The organism is uncultured Williamsia sp., from assembly GCF_947494875.1.
Classification (GTDB): domain Bacteria; phylum Actinomycetota; class Actinomycetes; order Mycobacteriales; family Mycobacteriaceae; genus Williamsia_A.
The window spans coordinates 261,420-280,349 of record NZ_CANLWM010000002.1 but is presented as its reverse complement, the minus strand read 5'-3'; the positions used below and the strand labels follow the sequence as shown (position 1 = coordinate 280,349).

21 protein-coding genes are annotated in these 18,930 nt (G+C 70.8%); 11 read left to right on the top strand and 10 right to left on the bottom strand.

Going from position 1 to position 18,930, the window contains the following annotated elements:
* Positions 1–24 precede the first annotated feature (24 nt).
* The 5 genes from Q1A98_RS06705 to Q1A98_RS06685 all read left to right on the top strand — a co-directional run bounded on the left by Q1A98_RS06705 (position 25) and on the right by Q1A98_RS06685 (position 4,379).
* Positions 25–873: a rhodanese-related sulfurtransferase gene (locus Q1A98_RS06705; protein WP_299571181.1), complete on the top strand. Its 849-nt coding sequence runs from the start codon at positions 25–27 to the stop codon at positions 871–873.
* Positions 870–1,910 (top strand): GTP-binding protein, encoded by a 1,041-nt coding sequence (locus tag Q1A98_RS06700; protein WP_299571179.1) that lies wholly within the window; start codon positions 870–872, stop codon positions 1,908–1,910. The genes Q1A98_RS06705 and Q1A98_RS06700 overlap by 4 nt, the downstream gene beginning before the upstream one ends.
* Positions 1,911–1,930: 20 nt before the next feature.
* Entirely contained in the window at positions 1,931–2,170 is a 240-nt protein-coding gene (locus Q1A98_RS06695; RefSeq protein ID WP_299571844.1) for a DUF3253 domain-containing protein, read from the top strand.
* A gap of 177 nt (positions 2,171–2,347) precedes the next feature.
* Positions 2,348–3,448 carry an N-acetylmuramoyl-L-alanine amidase gene (locus Q1A98_RS06690; RefSeq protein ID WP_299571177.1) on the top strand — a complete coding sequence of 367 codons (1,101 nt, stop codon included), beginning with the start codon at positions 2,348–2,350 and terminating at the stop codon, positions 3,446–3,448.
* 28 nt (positions 3,449–3,476) lie between these two features.
* Positions 3,477–4,379, top strand: a complete 903-nt coding sequence (locus Q1A98_RS06685) for an SDR family oxidoreductase (protein ID WP_299571174.1) — start codon at positions 3,477–3,479, stop codon at positions 4,377–4,379.
* Here the strand turns inward: Q1A98_RS06685 and nadE are convergent.
* Complete coding sequence (nadE, locus tag Q1A98_RS06680; RefSeq protein WP_299571172.1) at positions 4,348–5,172, bottom strand: ammonia-dependent NAD(+) synthetase; 825 nt, start codon at positions 5,170–5,172, stop codon at positions 4,348–4,350. The genes Q1A98_RS06685 and nadE overlap by 32 nt on opposite strands.
* A gap of 56 nt (positions 5,173–5,228) precedes the next feature.
* Here nadE and Q1A98_RS06675 point away from each other — a divergent pair, with 56 nt between their 5' ends.
* Positions 5,229–6,008: a fructosamine kinase family protein gene (locus Q1A98_RS06675; protein ID WP_299571169.1), complete on the top strand. Its 780-nt coding sequence runs from the start codon at positions 5,229–5,231 to the stop codon at positions 6,006–6,008.
* A gap of 7 nt (positions 6,009–6,015) precedes the next feature.
* Here the strand turns inward: Q1A98_RS06675 and Q1A98_RS06670 are convergent, their stop codons facing one another.
* The 6 genes from Q1A98_RS06670 to Q1A98_RS06645 form a co-directional block, all read right to left on the bottom strand.
* Complete coding sequence (locus Q1A98_RS06670) at positions 6,016–6,966, bottom strand: DUF6542 domain-containing protein (protein WP_299571166.1); 951 nt, start codon at positions 6,964–6,966, stop codon at positions 6,016–6,018.
* A 48-nt stretch (positions 6,967–7,014) separates the two neighbouring features.
* The gene (locus tag Q1A98_RS06665) at positions 7,015–8,028 is read right to left on the bottom strand and encodes a DNA recombination protein RmuC (RefSeq protein ID WP_299571164.1); all 1,014 of its coding nucleotides are present in this window, start codon (positions 8,026–8,028) and stop codon (positions 7,015–7,017) included.
* 37 nt (positions 8,029–8,065) lie between these two features.
* Positions 8,066–8,584, bottom strand: coding sequence for a methylated-DNA--[protein]-cysteine S-methyltransferase (locus tag Q1A98_RS06660; RefSeq protein WP_299571162.1), 519 nt, complete (start codon positions 8,582–8,584; stop codon positions 8,066–8,068).
* Positions 8,581–10,179, bottom strand: coding sequence for an AlkA N-terminal domain-containing protein (locus Q1A98_RS06655; protein ID WP_299571161.1), 1,599 nt, complete (start codon positions 10,177–10,179; stop codon positions 8,581–8,583). The genes Q1A98_RS06660 and Q1A98_RS06655 overlap by 4 nt, the downstream gene beginning before the upstream one ends.
* Before the next feature lie 76 nt (positions 10,180–10,255).
* Positions 10,256–10,447 carry a YbdD/YjiX family protein gene (locus Q1A98_RS06650; RefSeq protein ID WP_299571158.1) on the bottom strand — a complete coding sequence of 64 codons (192 nt, stop codon included), beginning with the start codon at positions 10,445–10,447 and terminating at the stop codon, positions 10,256–10,258.
* On the bottom strand, positions 10,444–12,720 hold the full coding sequence (locus Q1A98_RS06645) for a carbon starvation CstA family protein (protein ID WP_299571156.1): 2,277 nt from the start codon (positions 12,718–12,720) through the stop codon (positions 10,444–10,446). The genes Q1A98_RS06650 and Q1A98_RS06645 overlap by 4 nt, the downstream gene beginning before the upstream one ends.
* 123 nt (positions 12,721–12,843) lie before the next feature.
* On the opposite strand from Q1A98_RS06645, the gene Q1A98_RS06640 reads away from it, so the two are divergent.
* Complete coding sequence (locus tag Q1A98_RS06640; protein ID WP_299571154.1) at positions 12,844–13,071, top strand: hypothetical protein; 228 nt, start codon at positions 12,844–12,846, stop codon at positions 13,069–13,071.
* Here the strand turns inward: Q1A98_RS06640 and Q1A98_RS06635 are convergent.
* Positions 13,058–14,236, bottom strand: coding sequence for a PQQ-dependent sugar dehydrogenase (locus Q1A98_RS06635; protein ID WP_299571152.1), 1,179 nt, complete (start codon positions 14,234–14,236; stop codon positions 13,058–13,060). The genes Q1A98_RS06640 and Q1A98_RS06635 overlap by 14 nt on opposite strands.
* Positions 14,237–14,377: 141 nt before the next feature.
* On the opposite strand from Q1A98_RS06635, the gene Q1A98_RS06630 reads away from it, so the two are divergent.
* From Q1A98_RS06630 to Q1A98_RS06615, 4 genes are read left to right on the top strand one after another with little or no spacing between them, the layout of a single operon-like run.
* Positions 14,378–14,653, top strand: coding sequence for a Rho termination factor (locus Q1A98_RS06630; protein ID WP_299571150.1), 276 nt, complete (start codon positions 14,378–14,380; stop codon positions 14,651–14,653).
* Between the two features lie 45 nt (positions 14,654–14,698).
* A complete protein-coding gene (locus Q1A98_RS06625; protein WP_299571148.1) occupies positions 14,699–15,256 on the top strand; it encodes a type 1 glutamine amidotransferase domain-containing protein in 558 nt (185 codons plus the stop codon).
* A 4-nt stretch (positions 15,257–15,260) separates the two neighbouring features.
* Positions 15,261–16,220: a TIGR03557 family F420-dependent LLM class oxidoreductase gene (locus Q1A98_RS06620; protein WP_299571146.1), complete on the top strand. Its 960-nt coding sequence runs from the start codon at positions 15,261–15,263 to the stop codon at positions 16,218–16,220.
* 25 nt (positions 16,221–16,245) lie between these two features.
* Complete coding sequence (locus Q1A98_RS06615) at positions 16,246–17,412, top strand: AI-2E family transporter (RefSeq protein WP_299571143.1); 1,167 nt, start codon at positions 16,246–16,248, stop codon at positions 17,410–17,412.
* 1 nt (position 17,413) lies between these two features.
* On the opposite strand, the gene Q1A98_RS06610 is transcribed toward Q1A98_RS06615, so the two are convergent.
* Positions 17,414–17,920 (bottom strand): VOC family protein, encoded by a 507-nt coding sequence (locus Q1A98_RS06610; protein WP_299571141.1) that lies wholly within the window; start codon positions 17,918–17,920, stop codon positions 17,414–17,416.
* A 2-nt stretch (positions 17,921–17,922) separates the two neighbouring features.
* Entirely contained in the window at positions 17,923–18,897 is a 975-nt protein-coding gene (locus Q1A98_RS06605) for a helix-turn-helix domain-containing protein (protein WP_299571138.1), read from the bottom strand.
* Positions 18,898–18,930: the final 33 nt, after the last annotated feature.

Genomic DNA, 18,930 nt, shown 5'->3' with positions numbered 1-18,930 from the left:
CCGGCGGTTCGTATCCTGGCTCGCGTGTCGCAGTCGAAGATCGTGCTGTTCTACGTCTTCGCGCCGCTCCCGGACCCCGAGGCGGTCCGCCTCTGGCAACACACCCTGTGCTCCGCCCTGGACCTGCGGGGACGGATCGTGATCGCGCCGCACGGGATCAACGTCACCGTCGGAGGGGAGATCCGGGCCGTCAAACGCTATGTCCGCGCGACGCGGGAGTACGCGCCGTTCGCCGCGGCCGACGTCACATGGTCCGACGGCGGTGCCGACGACTTCCCGCGGCTGTCGGTGCGCGTGCGGCCTAAGATCGTCACCTTCGGCCGGCCGGACATCCGCGTCGACGAGAACGGAGTCGTCGGGGGAGGGGCGCGCCTCGACCCCGACGCACTGCACGCGCTGGTCGCCGAGCGCGGTGACGACGTGGTGTTCTTCGACGGCCGCAACGAGATCGAGTCGCGCATCGGACATTTCCGCGACGCGGTGAGCCCACCCGCCCGCGTCACCACCGATCTCACGGCCATGCTCGACGCGGGCGAGTTCGACCACCTCCGTGATCGACCCGTCGTCACCTACTGCACCGGTGGGGTGCGGTGTGAGGTCCTCAGCGCGCTGATGGTGGAACGCGGGTTCGGTGAGGTCTACCAGCTCGACGGTGGGATCGCCCGATACGGCCGGCATCTCGGTGACGGTGGACTCTGGGAGGGCGCGATGTACGTCTTCGACCGGCGCGGCGCCCTTCGCTTCTCCGAGGACGCGGCGGTGGTCGGGGTGTGCGAACTCTGCGGTGCGCCGGGCGATTCCGTCGTGGACGTCGCGGTGGACGATCGCCACCAGGTCGTGCTGTGCACGACGTGTGCGCAGGGGCGCCCGTGACCGCGGTACCGGTGATCGTCCTGTCCGGCTTCCTCGGTGCGGGCAAGACGACGATGGTCAACCACCTGCTGCGGTCGGGCGCGCGGATCGGTGTGGTGGTCAACGACTTCGGTGCGGTCTCGGTCGACGCGCTGCTCGTCGCCGGCTCGGTCGATGGTGCGGTCCGCCTGGGCAACGGCTGCATCTGCTGCACCGCCGACGCCGACACCCTCGGTGACGTGCTCGCCGGTCTGGTGTCGCCGTCGGCCGCGCTCGACGCGATCGTGGTGGAGACCAGCGGACTCGCCGAGCCCGTCGCCGTGGTCCGGATGATCACCTCGAGCGCCGATCCGCGGATCGGGTACGGCGGCCTCGTCTACGTCGTCGACGCCGAGAACGTCGGCGCGCTGCGTCCCGACCACCCCGAGATCGACCGGCACGTCGCCGTCGCCGACCTGGTCGCGGTGAGCAAGACCGACCGGGTCGACGAGGCGCGGCGACAGTCCGTGCTCGCCGACGTCCGGGCCGCCAACCCGACCGCCGCGGTGACCGAGGTCCTCGACGGGCGCATCGATCCCGCACTGCTGCTCGACGTCCCCGATCGCCGCGACGACGGTCCGCGACAGCTCGAGCTCGCCGACCTGCTGGCGCAGGACGCGCACGACCACGACCACACCGACCACGCGCACGCCCGCTACGCGTCGGTGGCGCTGGCCGCGACCGGACCGCTGCACCCGCGCCGCCTCGCCGCGTTCCTCGAACGCCCACCGACCGGGACCTACCGGATCAAGGGCGTCGTGCACCTGCCGGGCCGGGGCGAGCCGGTGGTGGTGCACGCCGTCGGCGGTTTCGTCGACGTGACCCGCCACCGAGGTCGCGCATCGGGCGGGGACCTGGTCGTCATCGGCGCGGGGATGGACACTGGGGCGGTGCGACACACCCTCGACGACCTCCTCGTGCGCGACGACGAGTCCGTCGACCCGCACGCCGAGATCGCCGTGACGCGCCATCTGAGGGCGGGTCCGGGGCGTGGGGCGAGCCCGGGGGTGGGGCGGTGAGCGAACCGACACGCGCGGACCTGCGCACGGCCGTGCTCGACCTGCTGGCGCAGCGGAAGCCGACGTCGTCGATCTGCCCGTCCGACGTCGCGCGGCGGGTGCGGCCCGACGACTGGCGCCCCCTGATGGACCCCGTCCGGGCCGCGGCCCGTGACCTCGTCGAGTCCGGCGAGGTCGAGATCACCCAGGGCGGCGAGGTGGTCGACCCCGACACCGCCCGCGGACCGATCCGCATCCGCCGGCCACGCGCCACGGACTGATCACCCGGCGATCACATCCCGATCACGACACGCCGCAGCCGTCAACGATCCGCGCGGTGTGTCGACGCAACTTTTTGCACCCTGACCGAACTCGTGTGACAGTTGTGACTGCAGTGACCGTTGTGGTCTGTCTGTTGTCGCTGCCCAGAGTGTTCCTCGAGTGCCGAAAGAGATGCGATGACCAGCACACGCTTCCGTACCCGGACCGTCTCGGCGATCGCCGGCGCCGCCGCGGTCGTGATCGCGGCCGGTGTCGTCAGCGTTCCCGTGGCCTCCGCGGTCCCGGCGACCCCTGCAGCGCCGAGCGCCCCGGCTCCCGCGCCCGAACAGAAGAACGCCCTCGCTGGTCGAACCGTCTTCCTCGACCCCGGACACCAGGCGTCCGCCGCCGGGCACGACCTGCGCAAGCAGGTCCCCGACGGTCGCGGCGGCATGAAGGACTGCCAGACCACGGGTGCCACCGGCGTGAACAAGGCCGCCGAACACACCGTCGCCTGGGATGTGGTGCAGCTGGTCAAGGCAGGTCTCGAGAGCCAGGGCGCCAAGGTGGTCCTCAGCCGACCCGACGACACCGGGTGGGGCGGATGCGTCGACGAGCGCGCCGCCGCGGCCAACGCCTCCAAGGCCGACATCGCGGTGAGCGTCCACGCGGACTCCACCTCCACCGGAGCCGACCCGGTGAAGAAGGGCTTCCACATCATCGTCCCGCAGCTGCCCGTGCCCGACGTGGCCGTCCAGCGCGTGGCGTCGACGACGGGCAGGGCCGCGTCGAACCAGATGCGCGACTCGTTCAAGGCCGCCGGCTTCCCGCCCGCGAACTACGCCGGCGTGGTGGACGGGATCCAGACCCGCTCCGACATCGCCGCGGTCAACCTGACCCGCGTCCCCGAGGTCTTCGTCGAGATGGGCAACCTCTCCAACCCCGCCGAGGCCGACCAGCTCGCGAGCAAGCCCGGGCAGGTCAAGTACGCCGTCGCGCTGCTCGACGGGATCGTCAAGTTCCTCCAGTCGACGCCGGCGTCGACCGCGCTGAGCCCGAGCCTGCCGCAGGGCAGCCAGAACCCGCCGACCGGTGAGACCCCGCAGACGTCGTCGAACCCGCTGGACCTCTCCGGGCTGCAGGCGTTGCTCCCGCTGATCACCCAGGTCCTGCAGAGCAAGGACCCGTCGTCGATCCTGTCGCTCATCCAGGGTCAGGGGTCGGACGCCGCGTCGGACGTCCTGAAATCGCTGCTGTCCGTCGTGTACACGGCGTTCGGTGGCAAACTGCCCATCTGAGCGTCGTCGAGGCGAAAGGCCCTCCCGGATGGGTGCACGTGACCTGCTGTTCATGCGACCACCCGTCCCCGACCTCGCAGGCCGGTCGGTGTTCGTCACCGGCGCGGCCGGTGGCATCGGGCGCGCGCTCGCCGTCGCGTCGTCGGCAGCCGGGGCACGAGTCGCCATCACCGACATCGACGCCGATGGTCTGCGCGAGACCGAACGCCTGATCGCCGCCGCCGGCGGGACCGTCCTCGACGCCACGGCGGGTGACATCACCGACCACGAGTGGGTCGACGCGCTCGCCGCGCGCATCATCGACCGGCACGGCGTCGTCGACGTGGTGTGCAACGTCGCGGGCGTGTCGGCGTGGGGGACCGTGGAGAACCTCAGCCACGACACGTGGCGGCGGATGGTCGAGGTCAACCTGATGGGCCCGATCCACGTGATCGAGGCGTTCGTGCCGCCGCTGGTGGAGCGCGGCACGGGCGGGCACCTGGTGAACGTGTCGTCGGCGGCGGGATTGCTCGCGCTGCCGTGGCATGCCGCCTACAGCGCGAGCAAGTTCGGCATCCGCGGCGTGTCCGAGGTGCTGCGGTTCGACCTGCGTCGGCACCGCATCGGGGTGTCGCTGGTCGTGCCTGGTGCCGTGGCCACGCCACTCGTCGGGACCGTCGACATCGCAGGGATCGATCGGGATCACCCGTCGGTGCGGAAAGCGGTGGGGCAGTTCGAGTCCCGCGCGGTCTCACCCGAGAGCGCGGCGTCCTCGATCATCGACGGGATCCGCCGCAACCGCTACATGGTGTACACGTCCGTCGACATCCGGATCGGGTACTGGTTCGCGCGGAAGTTCGCTCTGCCCTACGAGGTGGTGATGCGGATCGCCAACGACCGCTTCGACCGCCTGGCGACGATCAGTCGCGCCACCAGTCGTCGAACGGGGTGACCGGCACGGCGCGCTTGTGCCGTGTGGCGGTGAAGAGGGTCTCGATCCGTTCCGCGGCGGAGTCGTCGACGTCGCCGCCCTCGAGGTAGGTGTCGATCTGGGCGTAGGTGACGCCCAGCGCCTCCTCGTCCGGCAGCGCGGGCCGGTCGTCCTCGAGGTCGGCCGTCGGGACCTTGCTGCTCAACGACTCCGGCGCTCCGAGGTGCCGCAGGATCTGCGCGCCCTGGCGCTTGGTCAGCCCGGTGAGCGGGGTGAGGTCGACGCCGCCGTCGCCGTACTTGGTGAAGAACCCGGTGACCGCCTCGGCGGCGTGGTCGGTGCCGACGACGAGCATCTGCAGCTGGCCGGCGATGGCGTACTGCGTGATCATCCGTTGGCGCGCCTTGACGTTGCCGCGCACGAAGTCGCTGGGGCGTTCCCCGAGGGCGTCGCCGACGACGTCGACGGTCGCGTCGGAGCCGGGCTTGACGTTGGTGACCACCGTCCGGTCGGCGCCGATGAAGCGCAGGGCGATCTGGGCGTCGTCCTCGTCGGCCTGGGTGCCGTAGGGAAGGCGTACGGCCACGAACTGGGCGTCGCCGCCCTCCGAGCGCACCTCGGACACGGCCTGCTGGCACAGGTGTCCCGTCAGGGTGCTGTCCTGGCCTCCGCTGATACCCAGCACGAACCCCTTCGCGCCGGTGACGCGGAGGTAGTCCTTGAGGAAGTCGACCCGACGCCGGACCTCGACGGCCGGATCGATCTCGGGGATCACGGCGAGTTCGGTGATGATGGTCTTCTGGAGAGGACGCATCGCCTCATGGTAGCGACGTGGGACGGTGCCCGGCAGCGCGAGAGAGGGCGACGATCGTGGCGACGACGGCAGATGTGCACCGGAAGTCCCGACCGGGTGCGCCGGCGGATTTCTTCGCCGCGGAGGCCGCGGGACTGCGCTGGCTGGCCGAGGCGGGGGCGCCGGTGGTCGAGGTCGTCGACGTCGGGTCCGACCACATCGATCTCCGTCGTCTGGACCGCGCCGCCCCGGCCGGGCCGTCGGCCCGGGAGTTCGGTGCTGCGCTCGCCCGCATGCATGACGCTGGTGCCGACGCGTTCGGGGCACCACCCGCGGGGTTCACCGGCACGACGTTCATCGGCAGTCGGGAGCAGCCGTCGGTTCCGACGCCGACGTGGGGACGTTTCTACGCCGAGCAGCGGGTGCTGCCGTTCGTGTCGGTGGCCGTCGACGCGGGGAACCTGCGCGCGGACGACGCCGACCTGGTCCGGGAGGTGTGTGCGCGGATCGCGGACGGCGTCTTCGACGACGACGAGCCCCCGGCGCGGCTGCACGGGGATCTGTGGAACGGCAACGTCATGTGGACGCCGGACGGGGTGGTGATGATCGACCCCGCGGCGCACGGCGGCCATCGCGAGACCGATCTGGCCATGCTCGAGTTGTTCGGGTGTCCGCGCCTCGACGACATCGTCGCCGGGTACGAGGGGCAGTCGGCGTTGCGATCGGGGTGGCGGGAGCGGACACCGCTGCACCAGCTGCATCCCCTGGCGGTGCACGCAGCGGGTCACGGGCCGGGTTACGGGCGCGCGCTGGCCGCGGCGGCGGCCGACGTCCGGGATCTGGCGACCCGGTCGTGACGGTCGGTCAGACGCCGCGGTAGCGGGCGCGCGGGGCCGAGCGTCTGTCGGGGCCGTCTGCCGGTCGCGGGGCGTCGGCGGTGGACCGTCGGATCGGGGGCTCGGCGCGCAGCGGCCGGTAGGGCTCCCGGGCACCGAGTGCCTCGCGGGCGACGACGCCCGGCTCGGCAGGTCGACGCATCTCGTCGGGCCGCCGCGGTATGTCCCGTCGGCGCGGGGGTTCCGGCGTTCGCCGAGGTGGTTCGGACGCCCGTCGGCGGGGCGGCTCGGCAGCGCGGCGGGTCGAGGGATCGCCCGCGGACCGACGGGCCGGTGCGTCGGCCACCGCGCGACGGCGCGGGGGATCGACCGGGGCGCGGCGGCCACCGTCGGACCCTGCGCGGCGCGATGTCTCGTCGGCCGTGCGCCTCGGCTTGTCGTCCGCGGCGCGGCGCGAGGGTCGCTCGGAGGACGCTCGACGGGTCCCGGCGGCGCGTCGGGCAGGCTCGGCACGGCGGCGGCTTTGCTGCGGCGTGGACTCCGTGTCGCCGCGGGTGAGGTACCACCGCGCCGCGCCGAGGATCCCGACGACGACGAACGTCCACGCCATCAGCGGGAAGGCCTTCGCGATGGGCAGCATCACGTTGATGACGAGGCCCTTGACACCCGAGGCGGCCTCGGACTCCAGGGAGTAGAGCGCGACGAGCGCGACGCCGAAGGCGATCAGCGGGGGCTGCGTCACCGCGGTGAACAGGGCCTTGCGTCGCACCGCGAGCACCGCGGCGACACACCCGATGAAGTACAGGACCCGGAACCAGGTGCCCAGGTCGCCGCTGCCGCCCGCGTCGATCAGTGCGCCGACGGCGGTGGGCACGAGCGCGATGAGAACCGCGCCCCACCAGGGCACGCCCCGCACGGTCGGCAGGACCGACTGACGACCCGTCGGTACGCCCGCACGGGCCTGGGGGGCGGAGAACACGGTCAGACCCTACCGGTGATCGGCGGCTCCACGGCGCACCGTGGCCGGTCACACGGGTGGTGTCACCGCCCGGACGGTCGTCTCGACGGGTGCCGGCCGATCGTGCGGGACGGCGTCCGTACCGGCGTACGCGTCGAGCTCCCCGAGGGCGCGGGCGGTGACCAGCACACGGGACTGCATCGAGGCGACCGTCGCGTTGTAGGCGGTCACCGCCGACCCGAGGCTGGTGCCGACCCGGTGGAAGTGGTCGACCATGGTCGCGACCCGGTGGTGCAGCTCACGGCCGAGGCGGTGGATCTCTTCCGCGTCGCGCGCGACGGCCTCCTCCCGCCAGCCCAGTGCGACCGTGCGCAGCAGCGCGACGAGCGTCGAGGGGGTCGCCGGGACGATGTCGCGGCCGAACGCGAACTCGAGCAGGTCCGGGTCGGCCCGGCAGGCCGCCTCCAGGATGGCGTCGCTGGGGACGAAGAGGACGACGAACTCGGGCGAACGCCGCACCTCCTGCCAGTACGCCTTCGCCGACAGCGCGACGACGTGCGCCTTGAGTGCCCGCGCGTGGTCGACGAGGAGCGCGGCCTCGAGATCGGGGTCGTCGGTGGCCGCGGCGTCGAGGTAGGCGTGCAGCGGCACCTTGGAGTCGACCGCGACGTCGTGACCGCCCGGCAGGTGCACCACGAGGTCGGGGCGTCGGCCCGACGCGGTCCGCGCCTGCGGGGTGAAGTCGCAGTGGCGGCTCAGTCCCGCAGCCTCGACGGCCGCCCGCAGGTGCACCTCACCCCAGCGTCCCCGCAGGTGCGGGGTGTGCAGTGCCGAGGCGAGGCGACGGGCCTGCGCGCCGAGCTCGCTCGACGCCGACCGCATCCCGTCGAGCTGTGCCGCGAGCCCGGCGTCGGCGCTGATGCGGGCGCGTTCGACCCGGTGCATCTCGGTCGCGAGGCGGTCCAGCGTCTCGCGGACCGGACCGATGACGTCACCGCCACCGCTGCGACCGCGCAGCACCCACCCGACGACCGCGCCGATCAGCGCGCAGACCGCCCCCACCACGACCACGGTTGTGCTCATGGCCGCAAGGGTGCCGGAGGGGTCCGACACCGACTCCTCAGGCGGCGTGGCGGGCGTGATGCGTCTCGTGGGCCTGCAGCCGGCGCTTGAGCTCGATGCCGTAGCGGAACCCGCCCATCGACCCGTCGGTGCGCTGGATCCGATGGCAGGGGACGAAGAGGGCGGCGGCGTTGCGGGAACAGGCCTGCGCGCCGACACGGGCGCCGTTCTCGTGGCCGAAGCGGGTCGCGAAGTCGCGGTAGGACAGCGGTTGTCCCGGGGCGACCCGCCGCAGCTCGGCCCAGGCGGTCTCGAGGAACGCGCCGTTGCTGCGCTGGCTCACCGTCACCGCGTCGAGGGCGCCGAGATCACCGTCGTCGTAACGGCGGACGGCCTCGATCACCGCGGGCAGGGCACCGTCGTGCACCGAGTCCGGCCGCAGCCGCGGGTGCACGAGCGCGAGCAACTCGTCGACGTCTTCTGTCCAGCCGGACGCGACGACGGCGTCGTCGACGCTGACGACCGTGAACGGTTCGCCGAGGGCGGTGGTGTGTGCGGTGACACCGGTGGTGGTCATGGACTCTCCTCTGGTTCGGACGATGCTCTTTCTCGATCGGACGCACGCGGTGGCCGATCGGTTCCGCCGTCGTGTCGCAGAGTGGGTCCGCTCGGCTGCAGCAGCGGCACCGTCGGGGCCAGCGCATCGCGCCAGAGGTGCATCGACACATAGCTGCGCCACGGGGACCAGCGGGAGGTCTCGGTGAGGTCGACGCCGAGTGCGTCGGCGTGACGCCGCAGGACGAGATCGCCGTCGAGGAGGATGTCAGGGTCACGCAGCAGGCGCATCACGACGTAGTCGGCGGTCCACCGGCCGATGCCGGGTTGGGCGAGCAGCACCTCCCGCAGTTCCGCGGACTCCATCGCCGGGTGCAGGGTGAGTGCACCGTCGGCGACGGACCGCGCGACGCCGACGATCGCGGCCATCCGTCGCCGCGGGCCGCGCAGCACCTCGTGACCGCGCTCGGCGACGATCTCGGCGGTCGGGAAGAGGTGTGTGACCGGCAGGTCGGGAGTGGCGTCGATCGGGGTCCCGAGTGCGGTGACGAGGCGCCCGACGTGCGTGCGCGCCGCGGCCAGGCTGATCTGCTGACCGATCATCGTGCGGACGAGGGTTTCGAACCCGTCGACCGCCCCCGGGACGCGGATCCCGGGCCAGGCGGCGACGAGCGGGCCGATCTCGGGGTCCTCGGCGAGGGCGTCGTCGACCGCCTCGGCGTCGGCGTCGAGGTCGAGGAGTCGGCGCAGTCGGTGGATCGACGGCCCGAGGTCGCGGAGGTCGCCGGCGCGCACCGCCGCGTCGACGTGGTCGTCGTGCAGGGTGGCCGAGACGACCACGTGACCGTGGGGGGTGCTCAGCGCGCGGTGGAAGGTGGTGCCGTCGTGGTGTTCGAGTCCGTCGACGGTGTGCCCGGCGAGGAACCAGTCGAGCCAGGCCGGCGCGAACGGGCGCCGCAGGCCGAGTTTCAGGTGGACCGTCGCGCCGTCGCCGCCCGGGTGCCCGCCACCGTCCGCGCGTCGACGCAACGCCGTCGGCGTCTCGGCGAACACCTCACGGATCGTGTCGTTGAACTGTCGGATGCTGGCGAACCCGGCGGCGAAGGCGATGTCCGACATCGTCATCGTCGTGCACTGGACGAGCAGCCGCGCGCTGGTCGCACGGTGTGCGCGGGCGAGCGCGAGCGGTCCGGCCCCGAGTTGCTCACCCAGCACGCGGGTGATGTGGCGGACGGAGTAGCCCAGCGCGCGGGCGAGCCCGTCGACGCCGTCGCGGTCGACGACGCCGTCACCGATGAGCCGCATCGCCCGGGACGCGAGATCGGTCCCGATGTCCCAGTGCGGCGACCCCGGCACCGCGTCGGGCAGACACCGGCGGCATGCGCGGAACCCCCGCTGCTGAGCGGCGGCCGCGGTGAGCACGAAGTCGACGTTCTCGCGACGGGGGCGGATCGCGGGACACGACGGACGGCAGTAGATCCCGGTGGAGGAGACGGTGACGAAGAACTGCCCGTCGAAGCGGCGGTCGCGGGCGGCGAGGGCGCGGTAGCAGCCGTCGAAGTCGAGGCCGACGACGCCGTCGGGTCCTGTCGGGACGACGGGTGCGGCTGCGGTCATGCCTCCACGGTGCCATCCGCCCGGTGGGGTCACCAGCGGGTTTCGGACACGACCATCCGCGTCCGGGGACGCCGGGTCAGCAGCAGCGCGCGCCGGGGTTCGCGTCGGCCTCGGCGTGCCGGGTGCGCCAGTACTCCCGTTCGGACATCAGGGGTGTCCCGGGGTGCCGGCGCCGGTGGTGGGCGACATAGCGCTCGTAGTGACTGTCGCCCATGACATCTCCGACATAACGGCGGACCGTGGCCAGTCCGCGGATGATGCCGCTCACGTCCGGCTCGTCACGGGCTCGCGACTCTCGTGCTCGCGCCACTGTTCGGCGACCGCCCGTTCGGCGGGTGTGGTTACCAGTCCAGTCGGGGCGAACAGGTGCGAGGGCTCCGGTTCCACCTCGGTGGTCGGCAGGCCGCCGGCCCGCACGGCTCGGATGCAGACCCACAGGCCGACGGCCGCGACGATGAGGACCAGCACCGCGAACACGATCGACAGGGTTCCCTGGATGAACGTGTTGCGGATGACGGCGTCGATCTCCGCGGCGGTCTTCGCCGTCTTGTACGACGTCTGCCCGGCGTCGCGGGCGGCGACGAAATCGCTGTGCTGCTGCCAGTACCCGATGGCCGGGTTCGACGAGAAGATCTTCTGGTACGACGCGGTCATGGTGACCGCGAGATCCCACACCAGTGGCACGGCCGGGATCCAGGCCCACCGGAACTTGCCCTTCTTCATCACCACCACCAGCACGACGGTGAGGGCGATGGCGGCGAGCAACTGGTTGGCGATGCCGAACAGCGGGAAGAGCGTGTTGATGCCGCCGAGCGGGTCGGTGACGCCCATCAGGAGGATCGACCCCCACCCGGCCACGACGACGAAGGTGCAGATCCAGGCGCCGACGCGCCACGACGGATCGGCGAACCGCTTGGCGCCCTTGATGTTGCTCAGACCGTCGGACAGCATGAACCGCGCCACACGGGTGCCGGCGTCGACGGTGGTGAGGATGAACAGCGCCTCGAACATGATCGCGAAGTGGTACCAGAACGACCGCAGCGAATCCCCGCCGAAAGCCCGTTGCAGCGTCTCCGACATGCCCATCGCGAGCGTCGGCGCGCCTCCGGTGCGCGAGATGAGGGACTGCTCGTCGACGCCGTCGGCATAGGCCTGTAGTTGTGCCGCGGTCGCCGGATCCCCCCGCAGCCCCAGCGAATTGGTGTACTCCGCCGCGCTCTGGGCTGTGCCACCGGTGACGCCCTTGGGCGCGTTCATGGCGAAGTAGAGGTGCTGGTCGAGGATGCACGCGGTGATCAGCGCCATGATCGCCACGAACGACTCGGTGAGCATGCCGCCGTAGCCGATGACCCGCGCCTGGCTCTCCTTCTCCAGGAGCTTGGGTGTGGTGCCGGACGCGATGAGCGCGTGGAAACCCGACAGCGCGCCGCACGCGATGGTGATGAACAGGAACGGGAAGAGCGACCCGGCGAACGCGGGACCCTTGCCATTGCTCGCGAACTCGCTGACCGCGGGCGCCTGCATGACGGGACGCGCTATGAGGATGCCGACGGCCAGCAGCACGATCGTGCCGACCTTCATGAACGTCGAGAGGTAGTCGCGGGGCGCGAGCACCAGCCACACCGGGAGCACTGCGGCGGCGAACCCGTAGACGATGATCGCCCAGGAGAGGAAGACGGGCGAGAGGGTGAACCAGTCCTCGCCCCAGGACGTCTCGGCGACCCAGCCGCCGGCGACGATCGCCAGGACCAGCAGCACGAACCCGATCACCGACACCTCGGAGATGCGCCCGGGCCGCAGATAGCGGAGGTAGATCCCCATGAACACCGCGATCGGCAGCGTCATCGCGAGAGAGAATACGCCCCAAGGGCTCTCGGCCAGAGCGTTGACGACGACCAGTCCGAGGACGGCGATGAGGATGATCATGATGACGAAGACCGCGACGATGGCGGCGACGCCGCCGACCGCGCCGAGTTCGTCGCGGGCCATCTGGCCGAGGCTGCGCCCGCGTCGTCGCGTGGAGATGGCGAGGACGAGGTAGTCCTGGACGGCACCGGCGAACACGACACCGACGATGATCCAGATGGTGCCGGGGAGGTAGCCCATCTGTGCGGCGAGGACGGGCCCGACGAGCGGGCCGGCGCCGGCGATGGCCGCGAAGTGGTGACCGAACAGCACCCGCCGGTCGGTCGGCATGTAGTCCTTGGCGTTGTCGAGGACCTCAGCCGGTGTCGCGTGGTCGTCGCGGGGGACGATCACCTTCGTCTCGATCAGGCGCGCGTAGAAGCGGTAGGCGATGACGTAGGTGCAGACCGCGGCCAGGACGAACCACACCGCGTTGACGGACTCGCCGCGGACGATCGCGATCACCGCCCACGAGATCGCTCCGAGCAGGCCGATCGCGGCGAAGAGGAGACGCTTGCCGACGGTCATGGGGGAGCGGTCGATGATCGCGACCGGCGGGGCGTCGGGGTCGGTCCGGACGAGCTCGATGTCGGGGTTGTCGAGGACGTCGCCGGCGCGATCCCGGGAGGCTGTCACGAAGGGTCATCTCCTTGCGATCCGGCCCTCGTGGGGCCGCGGCTGTGGCCCGGATCACTCTACATTCGGGCCGACCTGCGCCGAATGCTGGTCGTGGGCGCGACTGCGTGCCATTCTCGTAACATGCGCGTAACACGACGGAAGGAGCGGGACATCCCGCTCGCGGAGTACCCAGGCTGGGCTGTCGACGTGATGATGGGCCTCTACGGCGAGAAGCCGGTCGCCGACGCGATGGCCGCGGACGCGTCCACGCTCCCGCCGTCCGGGCCCGCCGCAGCCGCAGACCTCGACGCCGTCGAGTCGTTCCTCGCCCGCGTGCAGGCCTGGCGACGCGGTCTCAGGCGGCGCTGACCCGCAGCACCTTGTCGCCGCCGTCGCCGTTGTCGGTGGTGACGAGCAACGACCCGTCGGGCGCGGTCGTGATCGACCGCAGGCGTCCCTCGGAACCGTCGAGGAGGTCGACGCGTTCGGTGGTCGACCGGCCGTCGGGTGAGAGCCGCAGCAGGATCAGCTTCTGCGCCTTGAGTGCCGCGACGGCGAGCATCCCCGAGTACTTCCCCCAGACCGGGCCGAGCACCTCGATGTCGGCGATCGCGAGGGTGGGGTCACCCGACGACCACACCGAGGGCACGGCGGTCGGGAACTTGCGGGTGTCGGTCATCGGCACGCTCTCGTCGTACGAGCCGCTTCCCGTGTCCGGGTCCCACCCGTAGTTCGCGCCCGGCTGCTCCAGGTTCACCTCGTCGTCGACCTCCGGGCCGTGCTCCGAGGTGTAGAGCCGATCGGTGCCGGGCACGAAGGCCATGCCCTGCGGGTTGCGGTGGCCGAAGGAGTGGATGGGGGTGCCGGGGATCGTGCCGGCGGCCGGTGACCCGTCGGCGTTGACGTGCAACACCTTTCCGCCGAGTGCGCGGAGATCCTGCGCGACCGTGGGGGACGCGGTGTCACCGGTCGAGACGAACAGCGTCCCGTCGGGTGCAGGCAGCACCCGACAACCACTGTGTCGGCCACTGGGGTTGAGGGGGATGCCGGTGAGCACGTCCTGCGCCCGCGTCATGCCGCTCCAGTCCGGCGCCGCGGTCCACCGGACGAGGCGGACGTCGCCCGCCGTGCTCGCGAAGCAGGTGTAGACCGAGCGCGACGTGGCGAAGTCGTTCGCGAGCGCCATGCCCATGAGGCCGCCCTCGCCGCGGGCGCGGACGTCGGAGGTGTCGGCGCGGACCTCACTGACCTGACCGTCGTTCTGGCGCACCACGATCCGCCCGGATCGCTCACCGGTGACGACAGCGCCGCCGGGGTCGATCACGACGTCCCAGGGATGGTCGAGTCCGGTCATCTCGTCCGTGACGCGGATCGTCCCGTCGCCGGCGGGGGACGACGAGGGCGGCGGCGGTGCGCCGACTCGCGAGGATTCCTCGGAGTCGTCCGTGGTCTCGGCGCCGCAGGCCGACATCGTGAGGGCGGCGACCACGGCCGCCACGACGGGGGAATACCGGGCGATCCGTGATCGGTTCACCCCTTCGACCGTACCAGCGAGAACAGCCTTCTCGAGGGGCGGCGAGTGTAGCGTCGGACGCACAGTCGAGAAGCGTTGCTGTGCCCTGATGACATCCCCCGACATGCCGTGCGTCGACGCACAGGGCGAAGGGAGCAGCGCATGGCCGAGAAGAAGAACGAAGACGCCCCGCAGCTGAAGGATCCCGATCTCTACGAGGAGCTCCGCGACAAGGGAAACTCGAAGGAGAAGGCGGCGCGGATCTCCAATGCAGCCGCTGACAAGGGCCGGTCCGAGGTCGGCCACAAGGGCGGGAAGTCACCCTCCTACGAGGAGTGGACCGTCGACGAGCTCAAGAAGCGGGCCAAAGAGCTGGACCTGCAGGGCTATTCGGACAAGAACAAGGACGAACTCGTCGAGATGCTGCGCGACCACTGAGTGGTCGCACCTCGTCGAGCCATCACCACGAACGGAGCATGAACCATGAGTGACCAGCTGACCGGCAAGACCGTCGCCTTCCTCGTCGCCCCCGAGGGCATCGAGCAGGTCGAGTTGACCGAGCCGTGGAAAGCCGTCGAGCAGGCCGGTGGCACACCGAAGCTCGTGTCCACCGACAGCGGGACCGTGCAGGGTTTCAACCATCTCGACAAGGCCGACACGTTCCCCGTCGACTCCACCGTCTCTGACGTCACCCCGGCCGACTTCGACGCGCTGGTGCTGCCCGGTGGCGTCGCCAACCCCGACTACCTCCGCACCGTCGACGAGGCGGTCGCCTTCACCAAGGGCTTCTTCGACGCCGGCAAGCCGGTGGCCGCGATCTGCCACGCGCCGTGGACCCTCGTCGAGGCCGGTGTCCTGTCCGGACGCACCATCACGTCGTGGCCGAGCCTGCAGACCGACATCCGCAACGCGGGCGGCACCTGGGTCGACGAGGAGGTCGTCGAGTGCACCTCCGGACCGAACACCCTGGTGAGCAGCCGCAACCCGGACGACCTGCCGGCGTTCTGCGACCGTGTGGTCTCCGTCGTGGCGAAGGGCTGAGGACGTGCAGATCGGCTTCAAACTGATGGCGGAGGCGTTCGATCCCAAGGAGATCGTGCGGCAGGCCGTCGTCGCCGAGCAGGCGGGCTTCGACTTCGTCGAGGTCTCCGACCACTTCCACCCGTGGCTCTACAGCCAGCAGCACTCGGGGTTCGCGTGGTCGATGCTCGCGGCGATCGGCGCGCAGACGTCGACGCTCGAACTGGCCACCGGCGTCACCTGCCCGATCATCCGGTATCACCCGGCGATCGTGGCGCAGGCCGCCGCGACCACCGCGGTCCTCTCCGACGGGCGCTTCACGCTCGGGCTGGGTTCCGGCGAGCGGCTCAACGAGCACATCACCGGGGCTCCGTGGCCCTCGGCGCACATCCGCCACGAGATGCTGCGCGAGGCGATCGAGGTCATCCGACTGCTCTGGTCGGGTGGCTACCACTCCTACGAGGGCAAGCACATCACCCTCGACGACGCGCGGGTCTTCGACCTGCCCGACGAGCTGCCGGAGATCGTCGTCGCCGCAGGTGGCACCAACGCCGCCGAGATCGCGGCGAAGGCGGGTGACGGGATCTTCGCCACCGAACCCGACAGCGATCTGGTCTCGGCCTATCGCGACGCGGGCGGATCGGGGGCACGGTTCTGCGAGGTCCCGATGGCGTGGGCCACCGATGTCGACTCCGCGGTGAAGGCCGCACACTCGACGTTCCGGTTCGGCCTCACCGGGTGGAAGGTGCAGTCGGAGTTGCCGAATCCGATCAACTTCGAGGCGGCCACGTCGCTGGTCCGTGAGTCCGACATCGCCGACGCCATGTCGTGCGGGCCGGATCTCGACGCGCACGTGGAATCGGCCAAGAAGTTCGCCGACGCCGGCTTCGACCACCTGACCGTGCTCAACGCCGGGCCGGACGTCGACGCGTTCCTCGAGGTGTGCAAGTCCGAATTGATCGACACGATCCGTTCGTCCGTATGACCCCTGGGTGTGTGACCATGGCGGCATGAGTCGCCAGGTGAGCACCCGGGGATCGGTCTACGCCTCGCACCTGCGGTCGCTGTCGGTGGTCGCGGTGCAGGTCGTGGTCGTCGCGGCCGCAGCGTGGGTGGTGGGCTGGGTGATCTCCCGGACGTGGGTGATCATCCTGCCGGTGGTGCTCGCCACGATCGTCTGCACCGTGCTGTGGCCACCGGTGCGGTGGTTGCGATCCCGGTCGGTGCCGCCCGCGCTCGCCGCGTTGATCGCGGTGCTCGTCGCGGCGGGCGTCATCGCCGGGATCGTCGCCGCGGTGGCACCCTCGATCGCCGACCAGGTGACGACGCTGTCGACGAAGGCCGTGGTCGGTATCCGCCAGGTGCAGGATTGGCTGCAGGGTCCACCGCTGGACATCAGTGACACGCAACTGAACTCGGCGGTGTCCGCGATCACCGACCGTCTCGAGGCGAGCGGCGCGCAGATCGCCTCGGGCTTCTTCACCGGAGTCGGTGCCGCGACGTCGGCGTTGGTCACGCTGTTCACCGCGGCGGTCATCACGTTCTTCCTGCTCAAGGACGGTCCGCGGTTCCTCCCGTGGCTACGACGGTCCGTGGGCAGCCCCGCGGCGCCGCACCTCGCCGAGGTGCTCACCCGGATGTGGCGCACCCTCGGTGGGTTCATCCGGACGCAGGCGCTGGTCAGCCTCGTCGACGCGGTGCTCATCGGCATCGGGCTGGTGATCCTCGGAGTGCCGTTGGCCTATGTGCTCGCGATCGTCACGTTCGTCGGCGGATTCGTGCCGATCGTCGGTGCGTTCGTCGCCGGTGCGCTCGCCGTCCTCATCGCACTGGTGTCCAACGGGGTGGTCACCGCGCTCATCGTCCTGGCGATCATCGTCGCGGTGCAGCAGTTGGAGGGCAATGTCCTGCAGCCGTGGCTGCAGTCGAAGTCGATGAACCTGCACGCCGTGGTGGTGCTGTTGGCGGTGACGTTGGGCGGCACCCTGTTCGGCGTGATCGGTGCGTTTCTCGCCGTACCGGTCGCGGCGTGCGGTGCCGTGATCGTCCGCTACTACGGGGAGCAGGTCCGCGAGCGCACCGACGACCCGGAAGACGGGGAGCCGGAACCGGTCTCACTGGAGAAGAACCCACCGGAGTCGGACACCCCGACGTCCGACGCCGACGACCGCTCCTGACTCAGAGGATCTGGTCGCCGTACATCTCGCCGAGCGGGTCGGCGATCAGCTCGAGGCGTTCGTTGTCCGGGCCGCGGAAGTAGATCGACACCTCGTTGTGCAGGACCATCTCGACGCCGGCGTCGGCGAGTTTGCCGCGGAGATGTTCCCAGCGGGACGGCTCGACGCTGATCGCGACGTGGTGCAGCCCGCCGAGCACCTCCTGGTACGGCTCGTTGTCGAGTCCGGGGAAGTCGAAGAACGCCAACAGGTTCTCGTTGCCGATGTCGAAGAAGAAGTGCGTCGATCCGGCGTAGTCGCGGTTCTCGATCAGCTCGGTGAGCGGGAACTCGAGCAGTCCCTGGTAGAAGCGGATCGTCGTCTCGACGTCGCGCGAGATGAGCGCGGTGTGGTGCACGCCGCGGCCGCTCGACGCGGGTCGCTCTGACACCGGCGACAGGTACTGCGCGCTCAGCCGGTCGCGCTGCTCGGCGAACTCCGCTCTGCGGTCGGTCTCCTGCGACGTCATGCTCACCCCGTTCGGTCGGACTCGTGTGCGTCCGACCCTACGCCGGGGGTGATCGCGGACGATGCCGTGCGACGGGTCGCGGCGGCCGTCACTCCGAATCTCCGGTGAAAGGTGGTGGAGAACCACGGGATCGAGGAGAAGCCGCAGCGGAGGGCGACGTCGGCCACGGTCATTCCGTCGCGCGATGCGGTCAGCATCGCGTGCGCGCGATCGAGTCGACGGCCCAGGATGTGGCGGGGGACCGTGGTGCCGTCGTCGGCGAACAGCCGCGACAGCTGTCGTTCCGAGACGCCGACGGCCGCGGCGATGGATGCCGCGCTCAGCCCGGGATCGCCGAGGTTGTCGTCGATGAACGCGTGCGCCGTGACGCGGCGCTCCACATCGAGTGGCGCAGCACCGGCCAGCACGGCGGTCGTCGTCACGATGCGGGCGAGGTCGTCGGTCGTCGCGGTGGCGCCGGACAGCGCGGCCTCGGCGAGCCGGACCAGCGACCGCGCACGGATGTCGTGCCCGACGTCGATCACCACCGGTGTGACCCCGGCGCGACCGGTGACGTCGGCCCACGTCGTCCGCGGGATGACGATCGCCAGCTCGTCGAGACCGTTGGGGAACGTCCGTCGTAGTGGCCTGTCCGGATCACACACGACGAGCTGACCCGGCCGGACGAGACCGCCGACACCACCGGACCGGACGCGGGCGGTTCCGTGCCTCGCGACGTACACGGCGATCGCGTCGGCGGGACGCTCCTCGATCATCGACGCCGCCCGTTGCACGCGGTGCGCAGAGCCGCGCACATGGGCGAGGCGCAGAGACGGAGCAACGAGGTTCTGTTCGCGGGCGACGAACGTCGCGCCGCCCGGGATCTCACACGACAGCTCCATCAGCGCGGCGGCGTTGTGTCGCTCCCATGCCCGCACGGTCTGATCGTCCGAAGTCGAGACCTCGAACCGCGCGGTGGTCAGAGCAGCAGTGCTCACCGGTTCATGGTGACACAGGCCACACCGGGGGAG

Bases quoted from the DNA above. Each gene is read 5' to 3' on its own strand.
- Q1A98_RS06655 (WP_299571161.1), bottom strand. From the start codon at position 10,179: ATGACCGCAGCCGCACCCGTCGTCCCGACAGGACCCGACGGCGTCGTC.
- Q1A98_RS06690 (WP_299571177.1), top strand. From the start codon at position 2,348: ATGACCAGCACACGCTTCCGTACCCGGACCGTCTCGGCGATCGCCGGC.
- Q1A98_RS06660 (WP_299571162.1), bottom strand. From the start codon at position 8,584: ATGACCACCACCGGTGTCACCGCACACACCACCGCCCTCGGCGAACCG.
- Q1A98_RS06610 (WP_299571141.1), bottom strand. From the start codon at position 17,920: ATGACGTCGCAGGAGACCGACCGCAGAGCGGAGTTCGCCGAGCAGCGC.
- nadE (WP_299571172.1), bottom strand. From the start codon at position 5,172: ATGCGTCCTCTCCAGAAGACCATCATCACCGAACTCGCCGTGATCCCC.
- Q1A98_RS06630 (WP_299571150.1), top strand. From the start codon at position 14,378: ATGGCCGAGAAGAAGAACGAAGACGCCCCGCAGCTGAAGGATCCCGAT.
- Q1A98_RS06625 (WP_299571148.1), top strand. From the start codon at position 14,699: ATGAGTGACCAGCTGACCGGCAAGACCGTCGCCTTCCTCGTCGCCCCC.
- Q1A98_RS06665 (WP_299571164.1), bottom strand. From the start codon at position 8,028: ATGAGCACAACCGTGGTCGTGGTGGGGGCGGTCTGCGCGCTGATCGGC.
- Q1A98_RS06615 (WP_299571143.1), top strand. From the start codon at position 16,246: ATGAGTCGCCAGGTGAGCACCCGGGGATCGGTCTACGCCTCGCACCTG.
- Q1A98_RS06685 (WP_299571174.1), top strand. From the start codon at position 3,477: ATGGGTGCACGTGACCTGCTGTTCATGCGACCACCCGTCCCCGACCTC.
- Q1A98_RS06640 (WP_299571154.1), top strand. From the start codon at position 12,844: ATGCGCGTAACACGACGGAAGGAGCGGGACATCCCGCTCGCGGAGTAC.